General features: G+C 64.8%; 15 protein-coding genes and 1 pseudogene. 8 read left to right on the top strand and 8 right to left on the bottom strand.

Annotated elements, in window-relative coordinates:
• Nucleotides 1-28: 28 nt before the first annotated feature.
• Nucleotides 29-1,204, bottom strand: coding sequence for a mannonate dehydratase (gene uxuA, locus GSQ83_RS19580; RefSeq protein ID WP_158804556.1), 1,176 nt, complete (start codon nucleotides 1,202-1,204; stop codon nucleotides 29-31).
• Nucleotides 1,205-1,295: 91 nt separating this feature from the next.
• Here uxuA and GSQ83_RS19575 point away from each other — a divergent pair, with 91 nt between their 5' ends.
• Complete coding sequence (locus GSQ83_RS19575; protein ID WP_158804555.1) at nucleotides 1,296-2,081, top strand: SDR family NAD(P)-dependent oxidoreductase; 786 nt, start codon at nucleotides 1,296-1,298, stop codon at nucleotides 2,079-2,081.
• 112 nt (nucleotides 2,082-2,193) lie between these two features.
• The gene (locus GSQ83_RS19570; RefSeq protein ID WP_158804554.1) at nucleotides 2,194-2,736 is read left to right on the top strand and encodes a hypothetical protein; all 543 of its coding nucleotides are present in this window, start codon (nucleotides 2,194-2,196) and stop codon (nucleotides 2,734-2,736) included.
• A 22-nt stretch (nucleotides 2,737-2,758) separates the two neighbouring features.
• On the opposite strand, the gene GSQ83_RS19565 is transcribed toward GSQ83_RS19570, so the two are convergent.
• The gene (locus GSQ83_RS19565; RefSeq protein WP_158804553.1) at nucleotides 2,759-4,483 is read right to left on the bottom strand and encodes a GGDEF domain-containing protein; all 1,725 of its coding nucleotides are present in this window, start codon (nucleotides 4,481-4,483) and stop codon (nucleotides 2,759-2,761) included.
• Nucleotides 4,484-4,853: 370 nt separating this feature from the next.
• Between GSQ83_RS19565 and GSQ83_RS19560 the strand changes: the two genes are divergently transcribed.
• Together GSQ83_RS19560 and GSQ83_RS19555 are read left to right on the top strand one after the other, a co-directional pair.
• Entirely contained in the window at nucleotides 4,854-7,139 is a 2,286-nt protein-coding gene (locus GSQ83_RS19560; RefSeq protein ID WP_174246694.1) for a propanediol/glycerol family dehydratase large subunit, read from the top strand.
• The gene (locus tag GSQ83_RS19555) at nucleotides 7,136-7,564 is read left to right on the top strand and encodes a diol dehydratase small subunit (protein ID WP_158804551.1); all 429 of its coding nucleotides are present in this window, start codon (nucleotides 7,136-7,138) and stop codon (nucleotides 7,562-7,564) included. Before GSQ83_RS19560 ends, GSQ83_RS19555 begins: the two co-directional genes overlap by 4 nt.
• Before the next feature lie 58 nt (nucleotides 7,565-7,622).
• Here GSQ83_RS19555 and GSQ83_RS19550 read toward each other — a convergent pair whose 3' ends face one another.
• Nucleotides 7,623-9,122 (bottom strand): FGGY-family carbohydrate kinase, encoded by a 1,500-nt coding sequence (locus tag GSQ83_RS19550; protein ID WP_158804550.1) that lies wholly within the window; start codon nucleotides 9,120-9,122, stop codon nucleotides 7,623-7,625.
• Nucleotides 9,119-9,781 (bottom strand): bifunctional 2-polyprenyl-6-hydroxyphenol methylase/3-demethylubiquinol 3-O-methyltransferase UbiG, encoded by a 663-nt coding sequence (locus GSQ83_RS19545; RefSeq protein WP_158804549.1) that lies wholly within the window; start codon nucleotides 9,779-9,781, stop codon nucleotides 9,119-9,121. The genes GSQ83_RS19550 and GSQ83_RS19545 overlap by 4 nt, the downstream gene beginning before the upstream one ends.
• Before the next feature lie 315 nt (nucleotides 9,782-10,096).
• Between GSQ83_RS19545 and GSQ83_RS19540 the strand changes: the two genes are divergently transcribed.
• From GSQ83_RS19540 to GSQ83_RS19525, 4 genes are all read left to right on the top strand, one after another.
• Nucleotides 10,097-10,624: a molybdopterin-dependent oxidoreductase gene (locus GSQ83_RS19540; protein ID WP_216850363.1), complete on the top strand. Its 528-nt coding sequence runs from the start codon at nucleotides 10,097-10,099 to the stop codon at nucleotides 10,622-10,624.
• Nucleotides 10,625-10,627: 3 nt separating this feature from the next.
• A complete protein-coding gene (locus GSQ83_RS19535) occupies nucleotides 10,628-13,123 on the top strand; it encodes a bifunctional diguanylate cyclase/phosphodiesterase (RefSeq protein WP_158804548.1) in 2,496 nt (831 codons plus the stop codon).
• 208 nt (nucleotides 13,124-13,331) lie between these two features.
• On the top strand, nucleotides 13,332-14,585 hold the full coding sequence (locus GSQ83_RS19530; protein WP_158804547.1) for an arsenic transporter: 1,254 nt from the start codon (nucleotides 13,332-13,334) through the stop codon (nucleotides 14,583-14,585).
• Nucleotides 14,586-14,892: 307 nt separating this feature from the next.
• The gene (locus GSQ83_RS19525; protein ID WP_158804546.1) at nucleotides 14,893-16,239 is read left to right on the top strand and encodes a Hint domain-containing protein; all 1,347 of its coding nucleotides are present in this window, start codon (nucleotides 14,893-14,895) and stop codon (nucleotides 16,237-16,239) included.
• A gap of 75 nt (nucleotides 16,240-16,314) precedes the next feature.
• On the opposite strand, the gene GSQ83_RS19520 is transcribed toward GSQ83_RS19525, so the two are convergent.
• The 4 genes and pseudogenes from GSQ83_RS19520 to GSQ83_RS19505 form a co-directional block, all read right to left on the bottom strand.
• Nucleotides 16,315-17,799, bottom strand: coding sequence for an aldehyde dehydrogenase family protein (locus GSQ83_RS19520; protein ID WP_158804545.1), 1,485 nt, complete (start codon nucleotides 17,797-17,799; stop codon nucleotides 16,315-16,317).
• Nucleotides 17,800-17,849: 50 nt separating this feature from the next.
• Entirely contained in the window at nucleotides 17,850-19,076 is a 1,227-nt protein-coding gene (locus GSQ83_RS19515) for an aminomethyltransferase family protein (protein ID WP_158804544.1), read from the bottom strand.
• The gene (locus tag GSQ83_RS19510) at nucleotides 19,073-20,650 is read right to left on the bottom strand and encodes an NAD(P)/FAD-dependent oxidoreductase (RefSeq protein WP_158804543.1); all 1,578 of its coding nucleotides are present in this window, start codon (nucleotides 20,648-20,650) and stop codon (nucleotides 19,073-19,075) included. Before GSQ83_RS19510 ends, GSQ83_RS19515 begins: the two co-directional genes overlap by 4 nt.
• Nucleotides 20,647-20,993, bottom strand: a pseudogene (locus tag GSQ83_RS19505) (NAD(P)/FAD-dependent oxidoreductase); the annotation flags it as partial. The pseudogene GSQ83_RS19505 and the gene GSQ83_RS19510, both read right to left, overlap by 4 nt.

The following is a 20,993-nucleotide window of genomic DNA, read 5'->3' as shown; positions in this document are numbered from 1 at the left end:
GCACATCCAAGATAACGGATCGCGCCTATCACAGCCCCAGCGCACCCACTGTCGCCATCACGCCACGTAGTTCCGCGAGCCCCTTGAGGCGTCCGATATAGGAATATCCCGGATTGCTGCGCGTGCCGATATCGGTCGCCAGCAGGTGGCCATGGTCGGGGCGCATGGGGATTTCCCGCGTGTCGTCGGCATCAAGACGCCGCGACTCTTCGCGCAGCAGCAACTGCACGAGGCGCGGCATATCGACCCTCCCGCCGAGGTGATCGTCCTCGATGAAGGAACCGTCAGGGTCTAGGGTCACATTGCGCAGATGCGCGAACTGGATACGCGTCGCGAACTCCGCGGCGATCGCCACAACATCATTGTCGTGGCGGGAACCGTAAGACCCGGCGCAGAGCGTGAGACCGTTCGCCGAATGATCCACACCAGACGTAATGGCGCGAATGTCCTCGGCGGTTGAGAGAATGCGCGGCAGACCGAAAAGCGAAATCGGCGGGTCATCCGGGTGGATCGCTAGGCGGACGCCAACCTCGGCAGCCACCGGCACGACCTCGCAAAGGAAGGCGAGGAGGTTGGCACGCAACTCGTCGGCACTCATCCCGCCGAACTCGGCGATGCGGGCGCGAATGCCTTCCCGCGAATAGCTATCCTCGCCGCCCGGCAGCCCGGCAATGATGGTGGTCTCCAATCTGGTCGTCGCGGCTTCGTCCATCACGGCCACGCGGGATTCCGCAAGATCGAGGAGAGGCGCCGCGTAGTCGTTCTCGGCCCCCGCGCGGCGCAGGACGAAAGCGTCATAGGCGATGAAATCGACAAGGTCGAAACGCAGCGCGAAACCGCCGCTCGATACCCTGAACATGAGGTCGGTGCGCGTCCAATCCACCACCGGCATGAAGTTGTAGCAAATCACCGGCACCCCAGCGCGGCCCAGAGCAGCGAGGCTGTCCTTCCAATTGTCTAGATAGCGGCGCCAGTCGCCGCTCCGCAGCTTGATAGCGCTGTGCACGGGGATCGATTCGCACACGTCCCAGCGCAGACCGGCCGCCGCGATCATCGCTTGGCGCTCGGCGATGTCAGCCGAGGTCCAGGCGCGGCCGTCATAGATGTGGTGGAGGGCGGTCACGATGCCCGTCGCGCCCGCCTGCCGCACATGGTCGAGCGGTATCAGATCCTCCGGACCAAACCAGCGCCAGCTCTGCAGCATGATGTTCGCCCTCCCGGTTGCGCCGGATCCTGGCCTTGGCGGCCGCCGTTGGAAAGGGTGTAGCGTCACGCGGAATACATGCGGAGGTTTCATGGCGGAGAAAGAAGAGCGCGTCGCTTTGGTCACCGGCACGACCGGCATCGGCCGCGCCACAACGCTGCGCCTAGCTCGTGACGGCGTCCGGGTTATGGCGCTCGGAATCGATGCGTCCGGCAACGCCGCCTTGGCGGCCACAGCCCTCGCCGAGGGTTTGCAGGTGGAAACACGCCTCACCGATGTCTCACAGCCGGAAGAAGTTGCGACAGCCGTCGCGGAAACGGACCGCCTGTTCGGCGGCCTCGACATCATCGTCAATGCGGCCGCCGTGCATCCCTTTGGCGATGTGGTGGAGACGGATCCCGAAACCTTCGCACGCTGCCTGGCCGTCAATGTCGGCGGCGTTCACCTGACGGCGCATTTCGGGGTGCCGGTGATGCGGCGCCGGGGCGGCGGAGTGATCGTCAATCTCTCCAGCGTCCAGGGCCATGCCTGTCAGGCAGGGGTCGCGGCCTATGTCGCGTCGAAGGGCGCCATCCATGCGATGACGCGGGCCATGGCGCTGGATTTCGCTCCCTCGCGCATCCGCGTTCTGTCGGTCAGCCCCGGCTCCGTGCGGAGCCCAATTCTCGAGCAATCGGCGCGCCGTTTCGATGGTCCGGATGCCGATCTCGAGGCGGCCTTCGCGCGCTTCGGCGCGGCGCATCCCCTCGGCCGGATCGGCGAGCCAGAGGAGGTTGCCGAGCTGATCGCGTTCCTCGCTTCCGACAAGGCGGCGTTCATGACGGGCGAGGATATCAGGATTGATGGCGGCCTGACCGCCGCCCTCGGGGTGCGCTGACACCTGTCTGACTTGGCCGAGCCTCAAGGGATCGTGACGGCGCGCTGACCGATCGCACCCTAGCTCAAGACACAGAAGCGCCCTCCGGTGGCGCATTCCCGCGGAGGCGATCATGGCCCAGACCGACCCGAATGCTTCACCGACTCTCCAGCCGTCGCCAATGGCAATCGAGCTACATCGTGTCGCCGGCCGTTTCGCGTCCTCCGACCAGATGCAGGACGCGATCGGCCGACTCAGCCTTCTCGGCTTCGACCGCGCGGATCTCGCGATCTCGGAGGGCGGTATGGCCGGGGGAGCGCCTACACCCGGTGCCCAGGCCAAGACGGCTTACACGGATGAGGACGCGCAGCAGGCGCGAACCCTCCATGTGAGCGGCGCGGCCACGGTGGCGGCTCTGGCCGGTGCGGCGATCACCATAGGCACGGGCGGAGTCGCCGCTGCGGCCATCGGTGTCGCCTTGGCGGCTGGCGCGGCCGCAGGGGGCGGTGCCTTCGCCGCGACGACCGTCGCCAATGACGAAGAGCAGCGCGATCGCGACGGAAAGGCTTCCGCCGGCACGCTCATTCTGACCGTCCAGACCAAGAATGCCGACCTTCATGCCAAGGCCGAGGCGGCGCTACGCGACGCTGGGGCTACCGATGTCGTGCCGGCCTGAAAGGTGCGAAGCCAGCGGCGGCTCAGTGTGGTGAGGCCAGTCCCGGCTTAGCCTCCGATGGCACCAGGCCGGTGTGTTGAGCCGCATGCTGATGGGCAAGCGGCGCGCAACCTGCCCAGACAATGCAGTTGCGACCGGCCCGCTTGGCTTCGTACAGGCGGCGATCCGCTAAAGCGAGGCAGCCCGCCGCATCTTCAGCCTCATCCGACGAGGCAATACCGATACTGATCGTCACGGCGAGGCCCGGCGCGACGCCATTCCAATTATGGCGCTGCACGGCCTCCCGCAGATCTTCGCAAACCGCCGCTGCCAGCACGTCCGAGCGATTGGCCAGGATCACGGCGAATTCCTCGCCGCCGAGCCGGGCAACCGAGTCGCCACCGCCGCCCGACCTCACAAGCGCGTCCCTCACGACCTGAGCGATCCCCCGAAGCACCGCGTCCCCGGTCGTGTGGGAATAGCGGTCATTGACTTGCTTGAAATGGTCGGCGTCGAGGATCGCGATCGCGTAGCCACCGCGCCGCGCCGCGAGTTCCGTCAGGGTGAGATCGAGCTGGCGGCGGTTCCCGACTCCTGTCAGGGCATCCTCAAGCGTCTCGCGCGCCAGCCGCTCCGCCGCTTCCGCCAGCTTGGCATTCGATTCCAGCAGCCGGCTGGCGCGGCCTTCCTCAGCCGCGATCAGAAGCCGCATCTCGGCGATCCGGTCATGCAGGATCGAGGTTTGCATGTGCCGGCTGTCATCCTCGTTGACGTGGAGGCAATAGAGTTCGTCGAAGCGCCGGTGCGCCTCATAAGCCGCCTCGAAATCCCTGGTCTCCGCCAGCACATCGACCAGATTTCTCGCAGCGAAAACCGCCAGTTCGAGAAAAGGATAGTTGACGCAGCGCTCCAGGCTTTCGCGCAGGGCGGCGATGGCCGCCTGGCGATCGTCGCGCGCCAGCATAAGGTTGGCCAGCACATGGCCCCGCTGCACCTCGGAGCGGCGGGATGGGCGGCCAGGCGCCGCATCGGTCTCCCGCATCACGGCTTCCGCCTCGTCTTTCTCTCCGGCCAGCAGCAGAAACTCCACGAGGTTGTAGCCCGGCAGCCGCTGCATCTCGCTGTCTTCGAGACCGCGGGCGTATTGCGTGGCGCGGCGGCTTTGGGTGATCGCGATGTCCAGATACTCCCGGCGCTGCTCCGGCGTGGCGATCGCGAAGCGGTAGAGGTAGTCCGCGTGCAGCGATCCGTAGTTGGATATGGAATGCGCGATGGCCTCCGTATCGCCTGACCGCTGGGATTCGAGCACCGCCTGATCCGCCAGTTCGACGGCGGCCTCGTAAAGCCCGACGCGGGAACAGATGATCGCGGGCACGACCAACGCGATCGAAAGAGCCAGCGCGTCGCCCGAGACCCTGGCGAGGCGCAACGCGGTCAAAGCCTCGTCGGCCGCGCGAGAGGTTTCGAGGTCCTCCGCCAGCAACCGCGCGTAATGTGATCGGGCGATCGATTCCCGGGGAACGTCTTCCAATGCCGCCGCTTCGGCGATGGCGGTATGGGCGACGCTCCGGGCTGTCGCGTGATGTCCGTCCTGGAACTCAATCCAGATCAGCCGGATCCGCGCATCGAGGATCCGAGGCGCTTCCGCTGCAGGTGCGGCGGCGATCAGGCGATGGGCGAGGTCCCGGGCCTGATCCATCAGACCCAGCCGCGAGGCCTGGAGGCAGCCCTGCAATAGATCGGTCTTTGCCGGCTTGGGGGCGATCATCGCGCTTGGTCGAGACTTTCCATCAAAATCGTTAGCGACAGCGACCGGCCGGAATGACGGCGCTCTTCATCCCAATTGGGCAAGCCCAGCCGCTGGTCAGCGAGAAGCCGAACGTGATTCGGTGGCGTCTTGGCCATGAGATCAAACTATTATCTCAGCCTAGAGCCGTTCTAAAAATAGAGGAAGCACTACCCGCCCGCGGCCAGCCGCGAGCTTGGGCTTCCCCTCCCTTCCAGGGACGGGTTAGGGGTGGGTGCGCCCGCCGGTGACCGCCGCCGGGCAACGCCTTGATGGCATCAACGACGACGGTCGATGCGGCGCCAAAGCTTGCTGTGTTTGGATCGGCCGAGGCAGCGAAGGAATGGACGCCATGGACCCGCGCGAGCCTCCGACGCCCAATCGCTGGCGGCGCTTCGACGAATGGGATGCGCGGCCCCTGAGGCAGGACCGCTTCGCCGAGGAAGCGCCGGAGCAGGGCTTCTGCGCAATCGGCAGCCCCTTCGATCCCAAGGCTTCCTGTTCCATCTCCGCCGGCCGCGTCACGGTGCTGGATGGCAAGGGCGAGCACGACTTCGACCTCATCGACGAATTCGTCGCGCGCCACCACCTCGATCCCGCCGTGGTCGATGAGGCCATGGCCCTGGCACCGCTTGATGTCGCCCGGATGCTGGTTGATATCCATGTCCCGCGAGAGGATTTGCAGCGTCTGGCGACGGGGATGACGCCCGCGCGGCTCGCTGAGGTCGTGGCCGAGATGTCCGCCCTCGAAATCACCTTCGCCTTCGCCAAGATGCGGAGCCGGCAGCGGCCCGGCAACCAGGCCCACGTAACCAATGCCAAGGACGATCCTCTGCAACTCGCCGCCGATGCCGCCACGGCGGCGGCGCTCGGCTTCGACGAGATCGAGACCACGATGCGGGTCGCCAGCAATTCCTGGGCGAACGCTTTGGCCTGTACCGTGGGCTCCGCGGTCGGGCGCGGCAGCGTGTTGTTCCAATGTTCGATCGAGGAGGCGGAGGAGTTGCGGATCGGGATGAGCGGTCTCGCCTCCTATGCCGAGACAGTCTCCGTCTATGGTACCGAGCAGAGCTTCATCGATGGCGACGACACGCCCTGGTCGAAGGCTTTCCTCGCCGCCGCCTATGCCTCGCGTGGCATCAAGGCGCGTTGCACCTCGGGCGGGGCCTCGGAACTGCTCATGGGTTTCCATGAGCGGAAGTCGATCCTCTACCTCGAAGCGCGCTGCCTTTGCCTGCAGCGCGCCATGGGCATTCAGGGCACGCAGAACGGCGGGGTCGATGGCGCTTCACTGACCGCATCCTTGCCCAGCGGCGTGCGGGAACTGATGGCGGAGAACCTTCTCGCCGTTTGGCTGGGGCTCGAATGCGCATCAGGCAACGACGTACGTACGAGTGCTTCGGAAATCCGGGTGGGAGCCAAGATCGCGCCCTTTCTCCTTGCTGGTTCCGAATTCATCTGTTCCGGCTTCGGCTCCATCAAGGGCTACGACAACTCCTTTAATGTCTCCCTGTTCAACGGCGAGGACATCGAGGACTACCTGGTCCTGCAACGCGATTTCCGGGTCGATGGCGGCCTCACCGCGATCGGCGAGGATGAGGCGATCGATCTCCGCACGCGAGCGGTCGATGCAATTACCGCGGTGCTGGAGGAGCTGGACCTCGCGCATCCCACCGCGGCGATGCGCCGCTCGGTCGTATTCGCATCGGGATCGGATGAGACCCAGGGCTACGAGCCCGGCGCGGTCACGCCGATGAGCGAGGCGATCGACGCGCGCGGCATCACGGCGGTGGACGTGGTGCGTGCTTTGGCGAAACGCGGCTTCGTCGCTGAGGCGGAGCATGTGCTGATGATGCTTCGGCAGCGGGTCAGCGGAGATTACCTGCAAACCTCAGCGATCATCCGGGATGGGAGGGTCATCAGCGCCATCAACGATCCGAACCACTATGCGGGCCCCGGCACCGGCTACCAGATGTCGGAAGAGCGATGGGCCAAGATCAAGCGCCTGCGCGGCACCCTGTCACGCAAGGACGTGCTGGCGGGACAGGCGATCCGCGGCACGGAGGAACGCCGGCGCTACACCCTGGAAAATCTGGGACCAGCGGCTCGGGGAACCGACCCGCATGAGGTTGTAGTCGGCATAAGTCCCGGCTTCGGCGAGAATCTGCATGAGACCACGGCGGGCCATCCGCTTTCCGCGGTGATCCGGGCTCTGATGGCGGGCATCTCCGAGGGCGGCGGCACGGCGCGTTTCGTGCGCTGCCGCCACACGGCGGATACCTCGTTCATTGGTCTCACGGCGGCAAAGCTGTCCGGTTCGGGGATCGGCATCGGACTCCAGGCAAAGGGCACGACGGTGCTGCATCGCGCGGACCGTCTGCCGCATCTCAATCTCGAGCTGTTCTCCAACGCGCCCGTTACCAGCCTCGCGCATTATCACGCCCTGGCGCGCAATGCCGCGCTACACGCGCGCGGAAGCCGGCCTGACCCAGTGGTCGTGCCAAGCCACGGCCAGGCACTCAGCGCGCGCTTTCATGTCCAAGTGGCGCTTATCCACGCGGTCGAGACGGCGCTGACGGTAGCCGGGGCGCTACCCGTTGAGGTGAGGCCCGTCTTCCTCAGAGAGGCCGCCGCATGACGAATTCCGCCAAGCTGATCGAGTTCTACCCCCTCGCGGAAAATCGGCCCGATCTGGTGCTGACCTCCTCCGGCAAGACGCTGGACACTCTCACGCTCGACGCGGTGATGGCGGGCGAGGTATCGGCCGCGGACATCACCATCACTCCGGCGGCGCTAGTTTTGCAGGCCGAGATCGCGCGCTCGGCGCAGCGGGATCGCCTCGCCGAAAACCTCGAACGCGCGGCCGAACTCGCGACCGTCCCGCAAACCGTATTGCTGGCGGCCTACGAGATCCTGCGGCCGGGCCGTGCCAAAGCCGCGAGTGACATCCTCGCCATGGCGGAGCGCCTACGCCGCGATTTCGGAGCGCAGAGGATTGCCGCGATGATGGAGGAGGCGGCATCCGCCTATCAGCGGCGCGGCCTTTTCACCCACCGCTACTGAGCGGCGGCACGCGCCCGAACAAAGCGGCAGTGACCGTAGCCAACCCGTCACCAGGAGATCAGCGAACCCCGGCCGCCGGACGATAGAGCGCTCGATACGCGTGATATCCATCCCTATACAATTCGGCATTCTCGGGGTCGGGCTGCAACACCTCCCCATAGGTCACAAACCGCGAAGTGCCCGACCAATCCGTGACCAAGCCGACGCCGATCGCCGCCGTCCAGGCCGCGCCCAGACATGAGCCCGGATGCCCCTCCAGCCGCTGCACCGGCTGTTGCAGAACATCCGCGACGATCTGCATCCAGGTCCGGCTGCCCGCGCCGCCATCCGAGGCCAGGAAAACCCCGGTCGGATAGCCGATATCATTGAGGACCTCGACGTGATGCACGATGGCGTAGGCATAGGACTCGAGCAGCGCGCGCCACAGATGGCCTAGCCCGTGCGACAGGGTGAGACCCGAAATCGCTCCGCGCGCGGCGGGATCATGCACCGGCGTCTTCTCGCCGAGCAGGTAGGGCAGGAACCGCACGCCCTCGGCACCGGGCGGCACCGCATCCGCCAGCCGGTCCAGGTGTTGGTGCAACGTAAGGCCCGCCTGCTTCGCGGCCTCCAACTCGCCGCCGGCGAAAGTGCGGGCGAACCAGTTCAGGCCGGAGCCGCCGGTTGCCATGCAGCCATTGGGCATGAAGAGGCCCGGCACGAGGTGGTAGTCCAGATACATCCGGCGATCCGGCGTTGCCGTCTCGGCCGCTACCATGACATCGACCGAGCCGCCGAACTTCAACAACACCTGACCGCCCTGCACGACACCGGCGGCGAGCGCGGACGCGATGAAATCCGCGGCGCCCCCCACGACCGGCGTGCCGGAAACCAGCCCGGTTTCCGCCGCGGCCTCCGCCGTCACCCGCCCCAATATCTCGTGCGAGATCGTTTTCCGGGGAATCGCGTCACGACGCAGATGGGCAAGCGCGATAAGCTCGTCATCCAGGCGGCCGCCTTGCACATCCACGAAACCGCCTTCGAGCGCCCAATTCTGCTCGACCGCCTTTTCACCGGTCAACCGCCAGTTGATATAGTCATAGGAGCCGAAGACCGTCGCGATCCGCCGGAAGACCTCCGGCTCGTGGCGCTCCAGCCACCGAATCTTAGGCGCCACGAGTTGCTGGTTAATGCCATTGCCGGCCTTGGAGATGAACCGAGCCTCCGCGATTTCCGCCCCAATCTCCTCGACCTCCGCGCCGCAGCGCGCATCGCTCTGCTGGATGGAGCGACGCAGGAGCTGCCCATCCGCATCGAGCAGAACAACCGCCGGCAGCATGCCGGTGACGCCAATTGCCGCGATGTCCGCCGCGTCGATCCCGCTCGTCGCCACCAACTCACGCGTGATCTCGCGGACGTTCGACCACCACTGTTCGGGGTCCTCCTCGGCCCAGCCCGCCCGCGTCGAATGCAGCGTCACGCTGCGGGAGGCGAGGCCGAGAACCCGGTCGGGGAGCGCCACAAGTATGCCGATAGTTGAGGTCGTGCCGATGTCTAGCCCGAGAACGCAGCGCGTCATGCCGAGCGCCGCCCGACATGGGCAAGCGCCGCTTCGACGCCGCGCGGCACTCCGGCGAGGGAGACGTAGCGGTATCGCGGCGCCTCCGGATCAATTCTGCGGATGAGCGCGAGGCTGCAATGAATGCCGCCGCGCATCGCGTGCCCGCAACGCTCGGGCCTGGCGCCGAAGGAGAGGCCGAGGCGATAAAGCGCCGCCGGGGACCAGGGCCGCACATGAGTCGGATCGTCCCAAAAGCTCGTAAAGGCGTGGCCCTCGACATCCGGGTCGCTCGGCTGAAGCGCGGTCAGTTCGCTCGGTGCCTCGACATAGACGGCGCCGCCGGTCCGGACGGCGGCAATGAGACTGCCGAAGACACCGACCGCATCAGCGCAATGCTCCAATACATGAGAGGCGATAACCAGATCCGCCGTTTCCCGGGGCAACGCGGCTCCGGAATGGCTGAGTCGCAGATATCGGGCGGAAGGCGGCCGCCCCGGCGGCTCCTCGTAGAGATCAACCCCAAGGTGATCCAGATCGTCGCGGCCGAGGTGAAGACCAAGCTGCGCCGCCGACCAGCCATAACAGCCATAGTCCAGAACCGTGGCTCCGGGGGGCAAAGCGGACAGGCTGCTTTCCAGCAGATCGGGGTCGGGCAAGGGGGCGGGGGCCGTCTTCATGAGGCTGCTTTCAGGGGGTGTCATGGTTTGAGGGTAGCCGAGCTCTTTCCAGCGGTAAAAGCGGCTAACAGCTTGGCGTAAGAGTCACACTTATTATAAACCGCTGGTTGCAGAGCGAGAACTATGGCTGGATCGGGGATATAAGCCTTATTGATACTCAACCGCCAAATCCTTCGGATTCGGCGGAGCGCAGCCGAGCCGTCCGCTTTGTTAGCTCGGACGGCGAATTGCGGAGGATGTCTTGGTGCTCCTGATACCGGGCCGGCCCATGGGGGGCACGAAACGCGGTCTCAGCAACGTAAGGGATGGCTAACCATGAGTATGCGCCGGACGTTCCTGGTCGGTATCGGCACCGCGGCCGCCTCTCTGGCCACGTCTCCTCTTAGAGCTGACGACGCCCCTCTTCCGCTCGCCGAGCCGAAAGGACCCATCGTCCTGACTGTCTCTGGAAAAATCAGCAACGCCAACCGAGGCAAAACGGCGGTCTTCGACATGCCGTCGCTTGAGGCCCTCGGTCTGACTGAGTTCAGTACCAGCACACCCTGGGACCCTGGCAAGACGCAATTTCAGGGTGTCCTGCTCGACACGCTGATGCGGCGTGTCGGGGCGAGCGGCAAGACCGTCGTCGCCTACGCGCTGAATGACTACAGCGCCGAACTCCCCATCAGCGACTTCGCGCGATATGGCACGCTGCTGGCGACCAAGATGAACGGCAAATACATGCCGGTCTCTAGCAAGGGACCACTTTTTATCGTCTATCCCTTCGACAGCCGCTCGACCTTGGAGCGTCAGACTTTCTACGGTCGTAGCGTGTGGCAGCTCAACCGGCTCGCGATCGTCTGAAAGATGCCGCTGACGGCCACCGGGAAGGTGCGGCGACGAAATCAGGCTAAGCTACCGCTCCTCCTGATTCTGTTCTGCTTCGCGCTGGCTGCCGGCTGCACCTCCTACCTGGCGATCCAGCAGGACCAGACCGTTCACCGGCTGGCTCGCTACGACGATGCCTTCGACGCTGGGCAAGGCGCCGTCGAGTTGCTGCGATTCCAGGACGCGGTCTCCGCCTTCGCACTCGGATTACCCGATTCATCTGAGGATATCGTTAACCTCAGGCTCGAGATTTTCGAGAACCGCTTCGAAATTCTCAGCCGTGAGTCGTTCAAGAGCTTCATCGCCGGCCATTCTGAGATTGATGGCGTGCTCGATGAACTCTCTGTAGCGCTCAAAGACATCAAGGTGCTCATGCCGCGATTGTCCGAGAAGGGCGTCGCGGCGCAGATCATCGCGGAACTTACGCCGCTCGATCCCGACATGACCCGGCTGTCGTCGATCACGAGCACGCTGGTGGGTACTCAGATCGAGATCGACCAGGCGCATCTTAAAAATCTCCACCTCATTTCGTCCGGCGTCATATTCGCGCTCATCGTCGTGGGCGTCCTGCTCATCATCATGCTGCTGCGCGACAATCGCCTGATGATGGAGGCCAACAGGCATCTCAGTCTGCTCACCGAGGATCTGCAGGTCGCGGGGGCGGCGCTCACTTCCGCGCATTCCGCTGTGGCGAAGGCGAACGAAGATCTGGCGGCGCAGAACGCGGCCCTCCGCAATCGCGACGAGGCGCTGCGCATTCAGAACACGCGTTTCGATGCTGCGCTCAACAACATGTCGCATGGCTTGCTGATGGCCGATCGGAACGACCGCCTCATCGTCTCCAATACCCGGTTCCTCGAAATGTTCGGCCTGCGTCCCGCCGAAGCGGAGGCGGGAGCCGCGCTGGAGGACCTGTTCCGCATAATGGGGCAACGGCAGTCCCAACCGAGAGCGGTGATTGAGCGCATCCGCGAACAGACTCAAGCCTTCGTCGCCCAGAAGGAGCGTGGTTCGTTCTATGCGGAAAGCGATGGCCGCTCGATCCAGGTCGGTCACATGCCGATGGCCGAAGGCGGCTGGGTCGCGACCTATGAGGACATCACCGAGAGACGCAAGGTCGAGGCGAATACCGACTACATCGCCCATCACGATGCTCTTACCGATCTGCCCAATCGCCTCATGTTCACGCTTCGCATGGCCGAGGCTTTGCGCGACCGCGCCGCCGATCGCTTCTTCGCGCTATTGCTGCTCGATGTTGATCACTTCAAGGATGTGAATGACACGCTTGGCCATCTGGCGGGCGACGCCCTGCTGGTGATGATCGCGAGACGGCTGCGCGGCTGCGTGCGCGACGAGGATGTGGTCGCGCGGCTCGGCGGCGACGAATTCGCCATCCTGCAAATGCAGCCCCGCACACGGGACGAGACCGTCACCCTGGCGCATCGTCTGGTGGAGGCGGTGGGTCAGCCCTACAGCATCGACGGCCGTCGCGTCGTGGCCGGCGTCAGCGTCGGTATCGCGATCTGCAATGACGAGACGAATGACGCCGAACAACTCCTCCGCAGCGCCGATATGGCGCTCTATCGCTCGAAAGCGGAGGGCCGCAACACCTCCCGGTTCTTCGAGGCCGAGATGGAGACAGCCGTCCAAGTCCGCAGCACCATCGCCGCCGATATTCGCGATGCCTTGGAGCAGGACCGCTTCGAGGTGCTCTATCAGCCGGTCTTCGAGGTCGCGACCGGGCACCTCGCGCAATTCGAGGGCCTGCTGCGCTGGAACCATCCGACGCTCGGCACCATCCTCCCGAGCCGCTTCATCCCTGTCGCCGAGGATTCCCGGCTGATCATTCCCATCGGCGAATCAGTGATCAGGCGTGCCTGCATGGATGCGGCGGACTGGCCTGCCAATATTCGCGTGGCGGTCAATCTGTCGCCAACGCAGTTCGAGGATCGAGGACTAACGAAGGTCGTGGAATCCGCGCTCCGCAACGCGGGGTTGCAGCCATCGCGGCTCGAGCTTGAGATCACCGAAGGGGCGCTGCTGCGCGATGGCGACGAGGTGCGCTCCATGTTGCTTGAGCTGCGGGCGCTCGGCGTGACGATCGCACTTGACGACTTCGGTACCGGTTACGCGTCGCTGAGCTATCTCCGGCATTTCCCCTTCGACAAGATCAAGATCGATCGCTCCTTCATCGGCGATCTAGGCTCCCGCAGCGACTCGATCGCCATCGTGGAATCCGTCATCAAACTCGCGACCAAGCTCGGCATGGCGACGACGGCGGAGGGCATCGAAACGGCGGAACAGTGGAACTTCCTGAGTGCCGTCGGCTGCACCTATGTGCAGGGATACTACTTCGACCGACCGCGTTCGCTGGCCACGGTTCAACGCAAGATGGAAAGCGGTGAATACGCATTGCCTCTAGGATTGGAGCCAGGCTGGGCGCCGCGCCCAGCCCCTACACCGACTGCTGCTTAGGCGACAGCAACAAGTAAATTCCGCTGCGTCGTCACCTCGCGAGGACTAGCCGTCTCGCAAGATGCGCCCAAGATAGTGTGTATGACGGCGCGTAGACGACGAACTCCCAGAGCGACTATCCAACCCGCATAGGCCAAACAGCCACGATGAACGGCGAAGTAAATTCGATAATGCCGGCATCGCTTTGCCGTGAGCGGAACCCGACCCCATGATCGCCGCAAGTGCCGCGGCGCCGACCTGGATCATAGCGGGCGTTTCGACCGCCGGTGTGATCGTCCGACCCTGGCGCCTGCCCGAAGCGGTTTGGGCGGTCGGCGGCGCCGTCCTGCTCGTCGCGAGCGGATTGTTGCCGTGGCATCAGGCACTGCTCGCGATCGGCAAGGGCACGGATGTCTACCTCTTTCTTCTCGGCATGATGCTGCTGAGCGAGGTCGCGCGGCGGGAGGGGCTGTTCGATTGGCTCGCCGTTTTCGCCGTGCGCCATTCACGAGGTTCGGCCACGCGGCTTTTCCTGCTCGTCTATGGCGTTGGAACGATTGTCACAGCCTTCCTCTCGAACGATGCCACCGCCGTCGTGCTCACCCCTGCCGTTTTTGCCGCCACGCGAGCCGCCAAGGCCGATCCGCTGCCTTATCTCTTCATCTGCGCCTTCATCGCCAATGCGGCGAGTTTCATCCTGCCGATCTCCAACCCGGCCAATCTCGTGCTCTACGGCAATCACATGCCAGCGCTGATGGCTTGGCTCGCTGACTTCCTGTTGCCAGCCACCGTTTGCGTCCTCGTCACGCTCGGGACTTTGCTGCTGGTCGAATGGCGCGGTCTCAGGGCGCCGATCGCCGCTGAAATCCCGCATGCCGAGCTTCCCTTCGGAGGCAAGGTCGCGGCCGCCGGCATTCTGGCGACGGCCGTTGTCTTGCTCGCCGCCTCCGGTGCGGACGTCCCGCTCGGCTTGCCCACCGCGCTCTCGGGCGTCGTCACGACAGCCGTGGTGCTGGCCGCTAAGCGGGAGGCACCCTGGGAGACCTTGCGCGGCGTTTCGTGGCTCGTCCTGCCGCTCGTGGCTGGGCTGTTCGTGCTCGTCCAGGGCCTCGCCGCGACCGGCGTGGTTGCCGGGATCGCCGACCTCTTACATCACGCCTCTGAGGTCTCGACGGCGAGCACGGCCTGGGGGGCTGGGGTGCTGCTCGCGCTGCTTTGCAACGTGATGAACAATCTGCCGGCGGGCCTCATCGCGGGCTCCGCCGTCGCCGCCGCGCATGTTCCAAGAGTAGTGACGAACGCCCTGTTGGTCGGCGTCGATCTTGGCCCGAACCTCTCGATCACCGGCTCGCTGGCGACAATCCTTTGGCTGACGGCATTGCGGCGGGAGGGTGAGGAAGTGAGCTTCACGAAGTTCCTCTTGCGCGGTGCCATCGTCATGCCGCCCGCACTCCTGGCGGCTTTGGCAAGCCTGATGGTGTGACACCATGCGGGCTGCTTGCGTCGGTTTCTTCGCTGTGACCCATTGTCGCGCTTTGTCACTCCACAACCAAGCCCTTAGCCCCAGCATTGACTATCGCTGAAGTGCTGAACACCAAGAAAAAATTAGAGGTGACCAGTGTTTGTATTGGAAAAATCCGTCGCTTATTCAGCAGAAAGTTGATTGACCTGATATCGGAGCTGCGGATCGTTTCCATGATGTTGACGATGACTGTCCTCGACTGACACAGGATCCGCGACGTGGCGAGCCAGCCTGGCTTCGCCGCCCCCCGATCCTGAAGGACCGCAGAATGTCGATCTATTTCTACAATCAGAACTCAAACGGCTTCACGCAGCATGGCGGAGCTTCCGGAGATTTATCGCCTGGCAGCTTTTCCAACGGCACCTTCAATGCCGCGGCATCGCATGAGAACCTGTCGAGCGGAGTGACCGACGCCTATTTCGTCGAGATTGACGGCGTATCTTCATTTTCTGATCTGGTCGTCGGCTCAACCTATAGCGGCAAGCTCGCATTCGGAGCGGCTTCGACCGACCAGGCGAATGCAAGCACGACCTTCACGGTGCTCGGCGTCAATTCCTCTGGTGTTGTCGTTCAGGCGTCCAGCCAAGGCGCCTCGAACGGTGGGTGGAAGTTTCAAACTTTTTTGCTCGGAAACACCGATACCTCGAACGGCGAAACCCTTGCTGGCTTCGTGACCACGCCGGGCACGCCGACCTGTTTCGCGCTCGGCACACTGATCGCCACGACGGGGGGCTACGTCGCCGTCGAGTCGCTGAAAGCGGGTGACATCGTGGTGACGGCTTCCGGCGAAGCCGCGGCGGTGACCTGGATCGGGCATCGTCGTTTCAGCCTCGCGGCACGGCCGGATGTAGCGCCGATCCGGATCCGCGCTGGCGCGCTGGCGGCGGGCGTACCGTCGCGCGATCTCCTGGTCAGCCCTGAGCATGCCATGGGCCTCGACGGCAAGCTGGTTCCGGCGCGGCTGTTGGTTAACGGCAGCACTATCCTTCGCGACACGAGCATGGCCGAGATCACCTATTTCCATGTCGAGTTGCCGAAGCACGACCTGCTCATGGCGGAAGGCGCCGCGGCAGAGAGCTGGCTGGACACCGGCAATCGCGGCATGTTCGCGAACGCGGCTGTGCCGGCCGATCTGCACGGGGACTTCGCCCCCGATCTCGCCTCTGAGGCATGGCGGACGCGCGCTTGCGCCCCGCTCGTCGAGGGCGGGGTTGCCCTCGCCGTGATCCGTGCGCGGGTCGAGGGACGAGCCGTCGCCACCGGCGCGGGCGCAGGCGCGACCCAGACGCTATGGCTGGAAGCAGTCGGCACGCATGACGTGACGGTCCCAGCGGGAAGCAGTGGCCTTGTGCGCCTCGCTTCGGTAGCCGCCAGAGCGGCCAGCGATCATCGCCGCTTGGGCGCCGGGATCACCACGGTCACCATCAACGGCGATACGCTAGCGCTGGATGACGGCCGTCTTGCGCTGGGCTTCCATGGCATCGAGACCTGCGGCCGACTGCGCTGGACGGATGGGCAGGCGCTGCTGGACCTCGGCCGTTCCGACCACGAGCGCGTAGTCAGAATCGACGTCAATGTCGTGGCGGCCGAGCAGGATTGGGCAGTCGCCGCCTAGGCTTTTCCTCAGCTTCCCCGTCACGCACCGCGATGGTGGTGGCGGGGAAGTCGCGCGCATGTTGACCGCCGACGGTCAGACCAGCTTCACCCAGACCGATTTCGACTGCGTATAGGCCAGCACCGTGTCGAAGCATTTGTCGCGTGCATTGCCCGACTGCTTGTAGCCGCCGAAGGGCTGCGTCATGTCGCCCTCGTCGAAGCAATTGACCCAGATCGTCCCGGCCTCGATCTCGCGAGCGAGCGTATGCGCGGTGGTGAGGTTCGAGGTCCAGATTCCGGCGGCGAGGCCGTAGATCGTGTCATTGGCGACCTCGATCGCGTTCTCGACGCCGTCGACGGGGATCAGCGCCGCGATCGGGCCGAAGATCTCTTCCTTGGCGATCCGCATGCCGCTGTCGACGCCCGTAAAGAGACCCGGCGCGACATAGGCGCCCTTCTCCAGACCCTGCGGAACATTGCCGCCGAAGGCCAGCGAAGCGCCGCCCTTTTTGCCAATATCGACATATCCCAGCACGCGCTTCTGCTGCTCGAAGGTGACGAGGGGACCCATATTGGTCTCCTCGTTCAGGGGGTCGCCCGGAATCCAGCTTTCGCTTTCCCGCATGAAGCTATGGACGAATTCGTCATGGATCTTGCGATCCACCAGCAAGCGGGAGCCGGCGTTGCAGACCTCGCCCATATTGCCATAGATGCCGGCGGCGGCGGTTTTGGCGGCCGTCGCGAGGTCCGGCAGGTCGGCCATCATCACCTGAGGCGTCTTGCCGCCGCATTCCAGCGCGACCTTCTTCATGTTGGACTGGCCGGCATATTGCAGCATCAGCTTGCCGACCTCGGTCGAGCCCGTGAAGCTGATCTTCGCCACGTCATTGTGCAGCGCCAAGGCCCGGCCGACCGTCTCGCCGGGGCCATTCACCACGTTGAAGACGCCCGAGGGGCCGCCGGCTTCCGCGAAAAGCCGCGCGAGATGCACAGCCGATAGCGGCGACTGCTCGGCGGGCTTGAGCACCACGGAATTACCGGCGGCCAATGCGGGCGCGATCTTCCACACCGCCATGAGCAGCGGATAGTTCCACGGCACGATGGCGCCCACCACGCCGAGCGGCTCGCGATTGATGTAATGCAGCACATTGGACGGCGTCGCCGTGGTAGAGCCGGTCAGCTTGTCGATACATTCGGTGGTGAAGCGAATGCAATGCACCGAGGCGGGCACATCGATATTCACCATGTCGCTGATCGGTTTGCCCATATCCAGCGTATCGAGCAGCGCGAAAAGCTCGACATTCTGCTCGATGAGATCGGCGAAGCGATACATCACGGCCATGCGGTCACGCGGCGCCATGCGGGACCAGCTTCCGCTGCGATAGGCCTTCAGCCCATCAGCCACGGCGCGGTCGATATCCGCGGGCGTGCCCTCGCTGACCGCGGCGATGACCTGGCCATTGGCGGGGTTGATGGTCTCGAAATGGCCGCCCGAACCGGTCGCCAGGTCGCCGCCGATGAAGAACCGCGTCTCCGGCTTCAGCGCCGCCGCTCTCTCATGCCAATTGGTCGCGCTCATGCGCTCTCTCCCTCAGGGTTCGTCGGATAACCTACCACGACCGGCTCGAATCAGAAGGGCAGCGGCGGGGTCGCGCGGCGGCGGGCTGGCTCGAAGAAGGGCGCCTTCACCACCCGGACGCGCGCCATGACCTTCTCCCAGCGCAGCTCGTGCAGGGCATAGATCTCGACCCAAAGATCCTCGGTCTTCGTATCGCCGAATGGCCGCTTGAGGCTGGCGAGCCCAATGTTCCGTTTGGCGGTGGGCGACCAGATGCCCGAGGTGATATGGCCCACCTCGGTCTTCTGCTTGTGGTAGACAAGCGACCCTTCGGCCGGTTCCTTGCCCTCGATATCGACCGCGACCAGGCAGTAGCGAGATCCGCGAGCCTTCTCCTCCACCAGCGCTTTGCGGCCGGTAAATTGACCCTTCGCAAGGTCTACCAGCCACCCAAGGTTCAGCTCGTAGGGCGACCGGGTCCGCCCCGCCCGGATAGCCTTGTCGGCCGGAATGAAGTCGAGCTGGGCGCCGAGGAACCCCGCCTCGATCCGCGCCATGTTCAGCGCGTGGCTGCCCGTGGGCTCCACGCCGCCGATGCCCTGGCCCGCCTCCATCAGGGCATCCCAAAGGTCGAGCGCCCCGCCGGGCGCGATCCACAGCTCGTAGCCAAGGTCGCCGGTGAAGCCGGTGCGGGAGACCATCAACTCATGACCCCGGAAGGGCCAGCGCCGAATCCCGAAAGGCTTCAGCGTCTCCAGCCCACCCAGCCCGAGACGGGACAGCACCGAAAAGCTCGTCGGTCCTTGGAGCGACAGGCCGGCGACCTCCTCGGTTTCCTCACGCACCGAAACATCGAAGCCACGCGCGGAAGCCTCGAGCCAGAAGGTCTGGTGTTCCTGGCAGCACAGCCGCCAATCCTGCTCGCCGAGATGGAATAGCGTGCCGTCGTCGATGACCTGCCCGGCATCGTCGCACCATACCGTATAGGCGACGCGACCGACGCTGATCTTAGTGACATCGCGCGTCACCAGCCGCTGCAAAAATGCATCCGCGTCCGGCCCGGTGATGCGATACTTGTTCATCGGCGAGATATCGAAGACGCTCGCGGTATTGCGGATCGCGAAGTATTCGCGCTCCATATTGCCGAAATGCGCCGGCGACCAATAGCCCTGCCAATATTCCAGCGCCTCGAACTGGTTGAGCGGACGCAGGCGCGGCGCGAAGGGCGTTTCCTTCAGGCCAATGCGCGTGGTGGCGCGGGCACTATCGTGCTGCGCCGGAGCGAGATCGGGGTTCATGCCGCGCGCTCCAAGGGCTTGGCTTCCGCAAGAACCGCCTGCGCCGCATTATGCCCCGGAGCACCAGTCACCCCGCCGCCCGGATGCGCTCCGGCGCCGCAAAGGAACAGACCAGCGATAGGCATGGCATAGCGCGCCGCGCCATTGACCGGCCGCAGCATGAGCAGCTGGTCAATCGCGAGTTCACCGTGATGCCAATGCCCGCCCGGCATCCCGTAATCGCGTTCCAGATCCAACGGCGTGAGAAGCTGTTGTGCCACCACCTGCTGCCGAATGCCGGGAGCGAAGCGCTCCAGATGGTCGAGCAGAACCTCCAGGTAGCGCGCCCTGGCGGCGTCCCAGCCTTCCTTCAGCCGATAGGGCGCATATTGCACCACGGCCGAGAGAACGTGCTGGCCGGATGGCGCCGCGGTGGCATCGGTCGCGGAGGGGATGGTGATCTCCATCAGCGGTTCGGGCGACCACTCGCCGTATTTGCTCGGATCGAACTGCGCCTCAATGGCCGAAGGGCTGCCCGCGAGCACAATGCGGCCGGCAAGATCGGCTGCGTCCAGGCCACGGAATGCCGGCAGGCCGCTCAAGGCGAGGTTCAGCTTCGCGGTATTGCCCTTCGCGCGGATCTTGCCGATGTCGCGCTGGAAACCGGCATCCAGATGACGCGGCCCCACTAGATCCAGCAAGGTCCGTTGCGGCGAGGCATTGGAAACCACGCTGCCAGCGGCGATGAACTCGCCATCTGCCAGCTCGACCCCCACCACACGCTCGCCCTCGACACGAATGCGGCCGACGGCGGCGCCCATGCGGATGGTCGCACCGAAGTCCCGGGCCGAGGCGGCGATCGCCTGCGTCACAGCGCCCATGCCGCCGCGCGGCAAGGCAACCGCACCCTGTACCGGTCCAACCTCGCCAATGAGGCGATACAGCAGCGTCAGCACCGTGCCGGGCGAACGCGGCCCAAGATTCGTGCCAAGCACGGCATCCGCCGCGAAGGCCGCCTGGATCAGCGGCGAGGCGAAATTGTCCTGCACGAGATCGAAGACATTCATCGTGGCGATGCGCAGGAAGTCGCGCATATCCGCCTGGCCCATCGACCGGATGGCGAAGCCCAGGCGCGCTAGGTCGATGTTCTGCTTCAGATCGCGCCCCGCCAAACGCGGGGGCTGCATAAGCAGCATCGGCCGCAGATGCCGCGCCATCTTCAGCAAGCGGCGACGAAAACCCGGCAGCGCCACGATATCCGCCGCGTCGATCGCACCCGCCGCGTGGTCGGTCTTGAGCCGTAGCACGGAACCATCCGCGCCCATCACAGCCGTTTGCAAACTCGCGGAGGCATAGTCCAGGCCATGGCGGCGAAGGCTCAGCTCGCGGATCACACGCGGATGCAGGCCGTACAGCAGATGCGCGCAGGCCGAGACGCGGAAACCCGGCGCGATTTCCGCTGTTCGCGCGGCGCCGCCGACCTCCTCGGCCGCCTCCAGCACCAACACGCTGCGGCCGGCGCGGGCGAGATAGGCGGCGCAGACCAGGCCGTTATGGCCGGCGCCGATGACGATGTGGTCGTAGCGCGTGCTCACAGGTCATGCTCCTCGCGCGGGTCGAAGCCTTTGATGCGAAGATCCCGCAGGATTTCACGCGCCGCATTGGCGCCCGGCGCGCCCATCACACCGCCGCCGGGATGCGTCGAGGAGCCGCACATGTACATCCCGGCGATCGGCGCACGGTATTGCGCGTAGCCGGGTACAGGGCGGTTGAAGATGAGCTGGTCCATCGTGAGTTCGCCCTGGAAGATATTGCCCTCGGTCAAGCCGGCCTCGTTTTCGATATCCCAGGGGCTGCGGGTTTCCACATGGCGGATCAGGTCGCGGAAATTCGGGCTCTGTTCGGCGATCTGCGACAGAACCGTTTCGCGGAACTCAT

It is taken from the genome of Acidisoma sp. L85, from assembly GCF_009765865.1.
In the GTDB taxonomy this organism is placed as follows: Bacteria; Pseudomonadota; Alphaproteobacteria; order Acetobacterales; family Acetobacteraceae; genus Acidisoma.
This window is presented reverse-complemented; position numbering and strand designations above follow the sequence as displayed.

Coding starts and splice junctions, on each gene's coding strand:
- GSQ83_RS19540 (WP_216850363.1), top strand. CDS start 10,097: ATGAGTATGCGCCGGACGTTCCTGGTCGGTATCGGCACCGCGGCCGCC.
- GSQ83_RS19525 (WP_158804546.1), top strand. CDS start 14,893: ATGTCGATCTATTTCTACAATCAGAACTCAAACGGCTTCACGCAGCAT.
- GSQ83_RS19570 (WP_158804554.1), top strand. CDS start 2,194: ATGGCCCAGACCGACCCGAATGCTTCACCGACTCTCCAGCCGTCGCCA.
- GSQ83_RS19520 (WP_158804545.1), bottom strand. CDS start 17,799: ATGAGCGCGACCAATTGGCATGAGAGAGCGGCGGCGCTGAAGCCGGAG.
- GSQ83_RS19535 (WP_158804548.1), top strand. CDS start 10,628: ATGCCGCTGACGGCCACCGGGAAGGTGCGGCGACGAAATCAGGCTAAG.
- GSQ83_RS19565 (WP_158804553.1), bottom strand. CDS start 4,483: ATGATCGCCCCCAAGCCGGCAAAGACCGATCTATTGCAGGGCTGCCTC.
- GSQ83_RS19560 (WP_174246694.1), top strand. CDS start 4,854: ATGGACCCGCGCGAGCCTCCGACGCCCAATCGCTGGCGGCGCTTCGAC.
- GSQ83_RS19555 (WP_158804551.1), top strand. CDS start 7,136: ATGACGAATTCCGCCAAGCTGATCGAGTTCTACCCCCTCGCGGAAAAT.
- GSQ83_RS19575 (WP_158804555.1), top strand. CDS start 1,296: ATGGCGGAGAAAGAAGAGCGCGTCGCTTTGGTCACCGGCACGACCGGC.
- GSQ83_RS19545 (WP_158804549.1), bottom strand. CDS start 9,781: ATGAAGACGGCCCCCGCCCCCTTGCCCGACCCCGATCTGCTGGAAAGC.
- uxuA (WP_158804556.1), bottom strand. CDS start 1,204: ATGCTGCAGAGCTGGCGCTGGTTTGGTCCGGAGGATCTGATACCGCTC.
- GSQ83_RS19515 (WP_158804544.1), bottom strand. CDS start 19,076: ATGAACCCCGATCTCGCTCCGGCGCAGCACGATAGTGCCCGCGCCACC.
- GSQ83_RS19530 (WP_158804547.1), top strand. CDS start 13,332: ATGATCGCCGCAAGTGCCGCGGCGCCGACCTGGATCATAGCGGGCGTT.
- GSQ83_RS19550 (WP_158804550.1), bottom strand. CDS start 9,122: ATGACGCGCTGCGTTCTCGGGCTAGACATCGGCACGACCTCAACTATC.